Source organism: Flectobacillus sp. (genome assembly GCF_049240685.1).
Lineage (GTDB): Bacteria > Bacteroidota > Bacteroidia > Cytophagales > Spirosomataceae > Flectobacillus.
Genome location: NZ_JBMLSD010000054.1, coordinates 1 through 9,280, shown reverse-complemented (window position 1 = coordinate 9,280; position 9,280 = coordinate 1). Strand labels below are relative to the sequence as shown.

Sequence of the window (9,280 nt, the reverse complement as noted above, 5' to 3'; positions counted from 1 at the left end):
TCGAGAATTTAATATTCATTCGTCTGTATACGAACATTAGCAAAAAAATAAAAGCCATACCTAAAACCAGTTTCCTAAACATAATTCTATTTGTAGTTTATTATTCTAAACAATTGTATATTAGTTATACCCTTACGCTGGTGCTGGCTTACTAGCCAGTACCCATTGTTTCTTTGGATTCTATCCAGAAGCTTTCTTTTAAAAATTTTACTATTGAATTGATTTTTATAGTAGGATTAGAATCCTTAGATTGAGTTAGTACTGGCTTGGAAGCCAGCACTAGCGGGGAGTCAGTATAGGCTAAGTAACCAACACTTGCGGGAAATCAAGGGAGCCATATATATTTGAAGCATTATTTAATTGTCCTTTGAAAACGTACTATTTTCCAACCATAATCATTACTTTTCCCAGACCTTTTTAATTTTTTAGCAAATCCCTTAAAATAAAGAGTTTTTGAATTACCATCAATCGTACCTTCGAAATGTAATGAATCCGTTTCCTCAAATTCAATTGTATTGTAGTGATATTCAAAAGTACCAAAATCACCACCAATCGAATTCATTAAATCTTTATCTTTCTTCATTTGGTCTACAAGACCTTTAAGAACCTTTGGTGTAGTTGAGTCTATATATGAAGAGATTACCATTGAAAAAATAAATGATATTACAATTAATATAATAATTCCTTTGATAATTTTTCTTTCCATACTAGTTTGAAGAGTTTAATGTTGTTTTCCACACGCTGGTGCTGACTTCCTAGCCAGTACCCTTGCTGGTGCTGGCTTCCTAGCCACTACCTATTTTTTCTCTGGATTCTATCCAGAAGCTTTCTTTCCAAAACTTTACAAGGGTGTTGATTTTTATAGTAGGATTAGAATCCTTAGATTGAGTTAGAACTGGCTTGGAAGCCAGCACTAGCGGGGTCAAAAAAGGGGTCTAAAATTGTTTTTTCGCCCCCTTTTTGATGAATGGTAAAAACTCTTACAGTCAAATTAATAACTTCAAGCCTTACATAAAATAATCACTCAATTACCACTCGATAAAGGATTATCACCTGATAGAGGTTTCTATTTTCAACCAACCTTTTTTTGAACCTTTTGGAGTGAAAAAAACATGAATCGTATCGCTGGAATAATAGTCATGTCGTTCATCGATATTTATTTTTCCTTTAGAAAGCTTTGCTGTAGTGTTCATTATGAATTTTGAAGTTTTTACCCCTTTTCTCTTTTCAAAGGCATAAAAACCATAAGATACCTCAGCACTATCGTCTAATTCACCTGTAATTTTTAACAGTAGCACGGAGTGTGAAGAGCCTTTTGAAGAAGAAACTGAATCTACAAAACTTTGAGGTTGAGAAACATCAGAGACCTTAAATTCTGCGAATGGAGGCTTATAGGGATATAGTTCCATAAGCCAAATTCCTAGACGAAAAAATAAGAGAAAAAGTAGATATGCTACTACGAGTAGAATAGCAATCTTCATAGTTGAGTGTAAAAATGACTTACTTTCTTTTTGGTTAATCATCGCAGCGTCCTGTATTATCAGTGTTTATTATAGTTCCATTATTAGTTGAAGTAAGTCGTTTGCCATTTCCTGAATTTATTTTTCCTATAATAGCATTGACAATTATGTTATTTTTATAAGTTGCAATTTGTTCAATACCTACTTGGGTACTGACTTGCTCGTAAACTTGAAACCCTAAGCTGTTGTTGTGCAAATCCATTTGATGGGCTTTAACCTCATCTGGATTGTTAATATTATATCCAGACTCATGGTTGTTCATTATTTCCATAGCAGAATGTTTCCCAACTGTAGCATATAATAGTGCCGATAAATAAGCGTGCTTGAATGCATTACCATTATTGCCATCGAATAGGTTACAATAAAATTGTTCCGTTTGGGCTTCGGCTGATTTTCTAGCTAAAAATGTACTAAGCAATAGAACTGGTTTTAAAGTAAAGTAATCTCTTTCAACTTGATTTAACTGATTCTCCCACATATCGCGTATATCATGATACATATTAAGTATAGTTTGTAATAAATCCTGAGAAGAGTTATTGGCAAGTAAAACTTCCATTGCATGAGAATATAACACTGTTGATGCTCCTGTACCCTCAAAATAAATTGGGGTACAATCTCCGCTAGTAAAGCTGTATTGCCAATCTGTACAATCCACAAGATTGCCAGAGCCATCCTTTAAACACACTCTTTCGTAGTGATCAATACAAATTGTTGATTCATTCAGAATCTTGCTAGCTTTGTTTTTGACAGGAATAGAATCTAATTGTTTCCCATTTTTATAAACAAGCCAATTAACTATTTTTCTATTTTGATTATAAAAAATAGCATATCCGTCAAAATTATTAAAGTCTTTATTGGAGTTATTTTTTTCGTAAAAGCTGTTACTCGGGATAAGTTCAAAATCAAGTAACTCTATCGTTTCATCTACTTTTAAGAAAATTAAATTAGAAATAACATCTCCCGAAATTAAAGTTGATTCATCAATATTCTCTGTAGTTTTATCTTGTATTTTTACAATAAAGGGGTTGGTATACAAGATAGGTACTGTTATAATACTTTCTGTGGATGAAATTTTTTTGATGGTAGCACCTTCCCAAATAGGTACTTTTGAGTTTTCATTATTGGTTCTAAGATTTTTATTTAAGCTGTAGTAAAAGTTTTTGGCTTCTTAAACTGTGAGGGTGTTATTGTTTTTTTTAGATAAGCTAGAATCTTCAAGAGTTGAACATGATTGCAACAAAAAACATGAAATCAGGAATAGAAAGACTTTCTTCATAAATGTAGTTTTAATTAAAATTGATTTGATATCTGTTTAAAACAAAAGTAAATAATAAATAATAAACTTCATGTATGATGCAACTTAAATTATTTCGTGGTCAGTAGAATATTGTACATAATTGAAGATTTTTTTCAATATTACTCTCTATCAAATTAAAATTAATAGTTAGAGCTTCAATAAACTACTTGGATGAATAATATAATTATGCCCCCGCTGGTGCTGGCTTCCTAGCCAGTACCCATTTTTTCTCTGGATTCTATCCAGAAGCTTTCTTTCCAAAACTTTACAAGGGTGTTGATTTTTAAATAGGATTGGAATCCTTAGAATGAGTTAGTACTGGCTTGGAAGCCAGCACTCGCAGAGGGGGATATTGAATCTATGCCTGATTTATTTGTTTAAAAAATCATATATTTCGTTAAAAACCTCCACTTCTACATTTTCAAAAATACCATTCTCGAATTTATTGATTGCTTTGGCTTTTCCAAAAATTTTGATTTCTTTCAATTCTCCGTAGATTTTCCCTGAAATAATTGCTTTAGTATTCGACACTTTTTGCCATTTATTTAGTTCTACAGTAAACTGAGTATCAGCTTTACCATTTACAAAACCAAACAAAGTAGTATGTTCTTTAACACCATCCGAAGCTCCTGAAAAATTAATTTCCATATCAGATGCACCATATTTGGCAGGTGCTTCCTTCGGATTAAATAGTTGAATCGTCAGAGTTCTGTCATCAGGAGTATCAACACTTCTGAATTGAAGCTGTAAATATGGCTTTTCTAATACCTTTTTTACCCCCTTTTTCCAGAATGAAGCTCCTTTATAAGTAATAGCTCCTCTAAAGGTTTTACCATCAAGTGTTACTTTTAGACTAGCACTTTGAGCCAATTTAGCCTCTGTTTCAGCTTTCATCGAAGAACTATTAGCTTGAAAACCAGCAGGAAACACCTTATATCCCTTGCGTAAATAATCATTACCAGTAGATGGATTGGCCGTAAATTTCAAATCGAAATAGGCATATTGTCCAGCCTTACATTGATTTATCTCTTTTCTGTCGTCTCCTGTAATTTTTGTAATAGTTGCCGTAAATTTTCTACCAGTTTCGGCATAAATATCGATTTTGTCATTCTTTTTGATAACACCGGACAGAATTTCTAAGCTTCCACTAAAATCTGTATCATTTTCACCAAGATACAAGTCTCCTGTTTTGCCCGTAAATGTTTGTGCGTGTAGTTCTTTTGTCGCTAAAGTACAAAAAAGAAAAGTCAAAAGTAGTAGTAGATTTTTCATGGCTTTACGATAAATAGTTAATCTCACACGGGTGCTGGCTTTCTAGCCAGTACCCATTTTTTCTCTGGATTCTATCCAGAAACTATCTTTTAAAAACTTTACTCTTGAATTGATTTTTATAGTAGGATTGGAATCCTTAGAATGTGTTAGTACTGGCTTGGAAGCCAGCATTAGCAACGACTGTTTCTGAAAACAAAAAAGCAAATTAAATATAGTTTGAGAAACCACCAAGCAATACCTCAAACTTTTGATTTACAATACTTTAAATTCTATTGTAATCTTAATGGACCCTCCCGCTGGTGCTGGCTTCCTAGCCAGTACCCATTTTTTCTCTGGATTCTATCCAGAGTCCTTCTCAGCAAAACTTCATTATTGAGATGACCTGAACTAGCATTGTAATTATTTAATACGTTTGAAAAATCTTGACATAAAGATGGCATTTGCATGAACATAGTCTAATTGCATTGTATCTTCATAAAATACGCATTTATAGGTAGTTCCGCCTGAATTCAGAAACCCATTATTTTCCCAAAAGTATTTTTCTACAACTATATTGCCCGTAGTATATTGCTGATGTAACAAAACACTATCCTCAAGATATTCATCATACCATTTTACGCCAGATGGTGCTTCTATTCTTCCATTACCGATACCAATGAATTCCCATTTTCCTAAAATCGCTTTTTGTGGAGAAACCTCCTCGTCTTTACAGCTTATAGACAGCGTAAATAACAATAGTAAAATAAGTGCTGATCGTGTTTTCATTTTTATGTAAGTAGAAACGATGAAAATCTAATTCTCGTTAAATTTTAAGTTTAATGATAAGATTAAACCAAAGATACTTCTTTAACAAAAAAGGTTGTAAGTAGCTTTCCTTGCTGGTGCTGGCTTCCTAGCCAGTACCCATTTTTTCTCTGGATTCTATCCAGAAGCTTTCTTTCCAAAACTTTACAAGGGTATTGATTTTTATAATAGGATTGGAATCCTTAGAATGTGTTAGTACTGGCTTGAAAGCTAGCACTAGCGGGGCTTTACTCACGCGGGTACTGAAAAAAAATTGTACTTTTTTTAATCCAACACAGCTAATATTTAGTTAATACTGTATGCATTTGAAATATTTTTCATTTCAAGTTAATCTTTATTGCTTGACAGCAACAGCATAATCCTTTGATAAACAATACATTAATCCTTATTCTGTTTATTTTCCTGTCGCTATCATTCCAATAAATAGCATATTTAATCATTAATAAATACATTATCAAAAAACTATTATGAATCACATCCTTACAAGCATTAATTCAGTGCTCTTATTTTTTTGTACGCTCACTACTTCATTTGCTCAAAAAGACCTTACTCCGCCTCTTCCCTCAAGTATTGTTTATGTAGACGCTCTCAACGACTTGCCTAGTCCTCAAAACGGCGTAATAACCCTCAATTCGGCTAAGGTATATATCATTTCGGGTTCTGTCGACATTGGGCAGAATAGTATCAACCTAAATGGAGCTGGCTTACGAGGCTTGGATCCGGGAAAAGATCGAATTCTTTCGGCCACCAAAGGTGCAGTTCTCAGAAGTCAAGATGTAGATGTATATCTAGAGAAGGTATGTGTTATCCCATTAAGTAATGTAACTACAGCCTACGATTTTGAGGATAATACTGGTACTAAGACGCTAAATCTCTTGGCTGGAAATTCGGTAGTAGAAGCTCCTAGGGTTTCGAGCGGAGGTGTAGGCAGATTTAGTGGGTTCAACTCGATGTTTATTACCACTAATTTTTGGAGATGCCGAGATGGGTTGAAAGTAACAGGCACAACAGGTAAATTTTGTAGTTCTTACAATTATATTACGGGAATATCCGCAGGAGTTGGTATTGAGTTTTTAGCTGATTTTGAAGCAAACGACATCGATATGTCTAATAACTATTTTGTTTTTTCTGGAAGTACCGCAATTAAATTTCATGAAAAAGCAAAAGTTGATCAGGCAAGGATGAATGGCAATTTGTTCAGAGGCCCGGCAGTGCTTATTAGCGGCTTTGATTCTCATACTCCTGGATGGGAAATGAAACAAAATGGGGCTGGGTTGCCAGATACAAAGCCTTACGCTTTTGTGTATATGAATGACAATACGACCTCTACAAAATTAATTTCTCCTAATTTATTTACAAAAATAGCTGGAGAAACAACAACTATGAAAGCCGATGGTTTTGTTGCTACCGCAAATCGAATTACCTACACAGGTAAAAGAACCCTGAATGCTCGTATTTATGCCAATGTGGGCGGAAAAACACCAGAAGCCAATTCGGATTTATCCATAGCAATTTATAAGAATGGTTTACTTCAAATAGCGCCTAATTCATCTATAGCTATAGGAGGAAAAGGCGAGGGTTTTCAATTGACCTTAGAAACCATCGCTGAAGTGAACCAAGGAGATTATTTGGAAGTATTCATCAAAAATAATATCAACTCTACCCCTATTCTTGTGAAAGACCTACAATTGAGAATTAGCGAGTAATTTTTGAAAGGGTATCGTATCGGTATTGTGCATTTGATTTCTTCAACGCTAACATACCTTATTTAATATTTGTGTCGCATTGTGAGAAATACTTCACAAATGTACATGTTTGTTTTATCTGCCATAGGCTGTAAGCTGTAGGCAAAAGGTCTTTATCATTTCATAAAAAACTCCTTTTTTTCTTTAGCTTACGGCTTAATGCCTATTGCCTAATTTTTTTAGGCAATAGGCACTAGGCAAAGAGTGTGAAATGTTTTTTAGTAACGATAAATATGTTTTTGCCAAATGCCCGTAGCCGAATGCCAGTAGCCAAAAGCCCATTCCTGAAAGTCTAAGGCTGAGGCACTCGTTTTTATTTAGCATTTTGAATAGATACTTTTTCCAAATAATAGGCAATTAATAAACCTAAACCTGCTCCCCAAAGAATTAATGCGGCTCCATGAAAAGCAATATCAGTTGAATTACTGTATAGAGATTGAAACCAAGTTAATGCAATAGTATCACAAAAAGTTGCGGTAAGTGTCATTAAAACAATTGGTTTTACCATTTTTGAATAGGGTAATCCCAATAAATATTTCGCTATAATAACTGTAATAACTGTTACTGGAATAGCAATCAATAGCCCTACCGAACGTAAATTATTATTATCGGTCAAGATATAATCGCCCATCTGGTTAATTACAATTGCGCCATTGAGCCAAAATGCAATACCTAAAATAACAGCCAAGGATGTTTTTTTAACTGATAGTTTCTCGGATTTTGGGACTAAGATATAAGATAGTAATAGTGCTATCCCTACCCCCCAAAGTATCCACGCCGCACCACGGAGAGAGATAAGATACTGGCTGTGATAGAAGATTTCCCGAAAATAAGTCATCGCAATTCCGTCTAATAATGTAGCAGTGGTGGTAATTATTACGACTGGCTCAAATAATTGAGAATAAGTTTTTTTTACAAGTAGCTTTATCAACCAAAGAAACACCAAGGTACTCGGAACAGAACTTAGCAACATCATGAACATGTTGGCGTCATTTCCATTAAAAACAGAAAACCCAAATTGTTGAACTACCCACGCAGCCAAGCACCAAAGCACAGCACCTATTACGACTGAAAGACTCATTATTTTGTTGTTTTTCATAATATGCTCTTTTTTCGCAAAAGTAATCAGCATTGTAGCTCAGTTTTAGACGCTACCGTACAACTAAATAAAAGCAATCGCAATTTTTTTCAAACTTTGAAAATACTTTGATAACCATTCATAATTCAATGTTTCTGTATTGATTTGAAGAAAGAAATTTTCAAGAGCTAAGGTAAAAATACCTTCCAATTGTTTTCTTGAGAGATTTAGCCCTAAATCTTTCACCCAAACGTTTACAAAAGCATCACCCACGATTCTATTTGAAATATCCAAGGTCGAAGAATACAATTCGATGTTTTGGTTAATCCTCAACTGTCTATTAAACAGTAGATCTATTTTATGCGCTAAAAGAATATTTATTAGTTCAGGATCAATCTTTTGGGCTTGTTTTTCTTTTTGTGCAATGATTTTTGACTGTTCGATATGGTACTTCAACAACAATTCGATGAAGATTTCGATGTCTGCAAAATGATGATAAAAAGAAGATTTACTTTTTCCAACCATTTTGGCAAGAGGTTCTATTTTAAGATTCCCCTGTCCAGAAATGGCAAATATTTTGTAGCCTTCTTTTATCCAAATATCTTTAGTGTCTGTTGTCATGAGAAGTAAGGATTACAGCTACTAGAGGATGGGAAATTCATGAGTCTTGGCTTTGCACAAATTCACGAACGTAAGCCCAATCACCTCTATCCTTGCTCTTGTAGTACGAAAGAGAGTGGTTTGCGGAGGTTTGTTTTTGATTATTTAATGTTGCTTTACGTCATGATACTGCCAAAGTACATTAACTATTTTCCATGTACCATTGAGTTTTACGATATGCATATAGTCAATCCATTCATCAGCAATTAACTTTACCGAAGCTGTCCGCTCCGACACATCGAGTAAAAGTACCTCTTTTTTAGGCGAAGCAGGAAACTTATCACCTTTCTTGTTATAGCTCTCAGCGAGTAAAATCATAGATTCTGTGGCTGTTTCACGAACATAGTCTTTCCCTGTAGCTTTGTCTTTCCAAAATGTTCGTTTTACCATTCTTGGATGCAAAGCACGCTCCATTTGTGAGGGGTTTGGTTTGTGTTGTGATTCGATGTAATCAAGGGCGGCTTGTTTGATTTCTAAACTATCTTGCTTGGTTTGTCCCAAAATACTGTGGCTTGTAAAGAATAATACAAGGCCGAAAAAAACAAATTTCATCGTCGTTATAGTTATTTTGATTTTTGAGGTTAAATCCTTTTTCTCCATGTTTGTTAGCCAACATACATATACGAGACTTGGAATTATAAAGGTAATCTTATTGGGATATTTTACAAAAAAATTATAAACATGAGTCATTCCGAATGTTAAGATTGGGGTTTTTATCCAAGTTTTTAGCAAAAAAGCGGTCGAAAAATAGGTTTTCGCCCCCAAAGCTGGTGCTGGCTTCCCCGCTGGTGCTGGCTTCCTAGCCAGCACCCACTTTTTCTCTGGATTCTATCCAGAAGTTATCTTTTAAAAACTTAACTATTGAGTTGATTTTTATAATAGGATTGGAATCCTTAGAACGTGT

Annotated in this window: 9 protein-coding genes; 1 reads left to right on the top strand and 8 read right to left on the bottom strand. The window is 34.4% G+C overall.

Features of this window, described 5'->3' with window-relative positions:
- Nucleotides 1–352: 352 nt before the first annotated feature.
- The 5 genes from ACOVQ4_RS02445 to ACOVQ4_RS02425 all read right to left on the bottom strand — a co-directional run bounded on the left by ACOVQ4_RS02445 (nt 353) and on the right by ACOVQ4_RS02425 (nt 4,854).
- The gene (locus ACOVQ4_RS02445; RefSeq protein WP_421819077.1) at nt 353–706 is read right to left on the bottom strand and encodes a hypothetical protein; all 354 of its coding nucleotides are present in this window, start codon (nt 704–706) and stop codon (nt 353–355) included.
- Nucleotides 707–1,049: 343 nt separating this feature from the next.
- Nucleotides 1,050–1,481 (bottom strand): hypothetical protein, encoded by a 432-nt coding sequence (locus ACOVQ4_RS02440; RefSeq protein WP_421819076.1) that lies wholly within the window; start codon nt 1,479–1,481, stop codon nt 1,050–1,052.
- 34 nt (nt 1,482–1,515) lie between these two features.
- Nucleotides 1,516–2,556 (bottom strand): DUF6973 domain-containing protein, encoded by a 1,041-nt coding sequence (locus tag ACOVQ4_RS02435; RefSeq protein ID WP_421819075.1) that lies wholly within the window; start codon nt 2,554–2,556, stop codon nt 1,516–1,518.
- 630 nt (nt 2,557–3,186) lie between these two features.
- Complete coding sequence (locus ACOVQ4_RS02430; RefSeq protein ID WP_421819074.1) at nt 3,187–4,089, bottom strand: hypothetical protein; 903 nt, start codon at nt 4,087–4,089, stop codon at nt 3,187–3,189.
- 399 nt (nt 4,090–4,488) lie between these two features.
- Nucleotides 4,489–4,854 carry a hypothetical protein gene (locus ACOVQ4_RS02425; protein WP_421819073.1) on the bottom strand — a complete coding sequence of 122 codons (366 nt, stop codon included), beginning with the start codon at nt 4,852–4,854 and terminating at the stop codon, nt 4,489–4,491.
- Nucleotides 4,855–5,360: 506 nt separating this feature from the next.
- On the opposite strand from ACOVQ4_RS02425, the gene ACOVQ4_RS02420 reads away from it, so the two are divergent.
- On the top strand, nt 5,361–6,599 hold the full coding sequence (locus tag ACOVQ4_RS02420; protein ID WP_421819072.1) for a hypothetical protein: 1,239 nt from the start codon (nt 5,361–5,363) through the stop codon (nt 6,597–6,599).
- A gap of 352 nt (nt 6,600–6,951) precedes the next feature.
- Here the strand turns inward: ACOVQ4_RS02420 and ACOVQ4_RS02415 are convergent, their stop codons facing one another.
- The 3 genes from ACOVQ4_RS02415 to ACOVQ4_RS02405 form a co-directional block, all read right to left on the bottom strand.
- On the bottom strand, nt 6,952–7,737 hold the full coding sequence (locus tag ACOVQ4_RS02415) for a hypothetical protein (protein WP_421819071.1): 786 nt from the start codon (nt 7,735–7,737) through the stop codon (nt 6,952–6,954).
- Nucleotides 7,738–7,800: 63 nt separating this feature from the next.
- Nucleotides 7,801–8,337 (bottom strand): TetR/AcrR family transcriptional regulator, encoded by a 537-nt coding sequence (locus tag ACOVQ4_RS02410; protein ID WP_421819070.1) that lies wholly within the window; start codon nt 8,335–8,337, stop codon nt 7,801–7,803.
- Between the two features lie 144 nt (nt 8,338–8,481).
- Nucleotides 8,482–8,928, bottom strand: coding sequence for a nuclear transport factor 2 family protein (locus ACOVQ4_RS02405; RefSeq protein ID WP_421819069.1), 447 nt, complete (start codon nt 8,926–8,928; stop codon nt 8,482–8,484).
- Nucleotides 8,929–9,280 lie beyond the last annotated feature (352 nt).

Coding starts and splice junctions, on each gene's coding strand:
- ACOVQ4_RS02410 (WP_421819070.1), bottom strand. CDS start 8,337: ATGACAACAGACACTAAAGATATTTGGATAAAAGAAGGCTACAAAATA.
- ACOVQ4_RS02430 (WP_421819074.1), bottom strand. CDS start 4,089: ATGAAAAATCTACTACTACTTTTGACTTTTCTTTTTTGTACTTTAGCG.
- ACOVQ4_RS02415 (WP_421819071.1), bottom strand. CDS start 7,737: ATGAAAAACAACAAAATAATGAGTCTTTCAGTCGTAATAGGTGCTGTG.
- ACOVQ4_RS02445 (WP_421819077.1), bottom strand. CDS start 706: ATGGAAAGAAAAATTATCAAAGGAATTATTATATTAATTGTAATATCA.
- ACOVQ4_RS02425 (WP_421819073.1), bottom strand. CDS start 4,854: ATGAAAACACGATCAGCACTTATTTTACTATTGTTATTTACGCTGTCT.
- ACOVQ4_RS02420 (WP_421819072.1), top strand. CDS start 5,361: ATGAATCACATCCTTACAAGCATTAATTCAGTGCTCTTATTTTTTTGT.
- ACOVQ4_RS02440 (WP_421819076.1), bottom strand. CDS start 1,481: ATGAAGATTGCTATTCTACTCGTAGTAGCATATCTACTTTTTCTCTTA.
- ACOVQ4_RS02405 (WP_421819069.1), bottom strand. CDS start 8,928: ATGAAATTTGTTTTTTTCGGCCTTGTATTATTCTTTACAAGCCACAGT.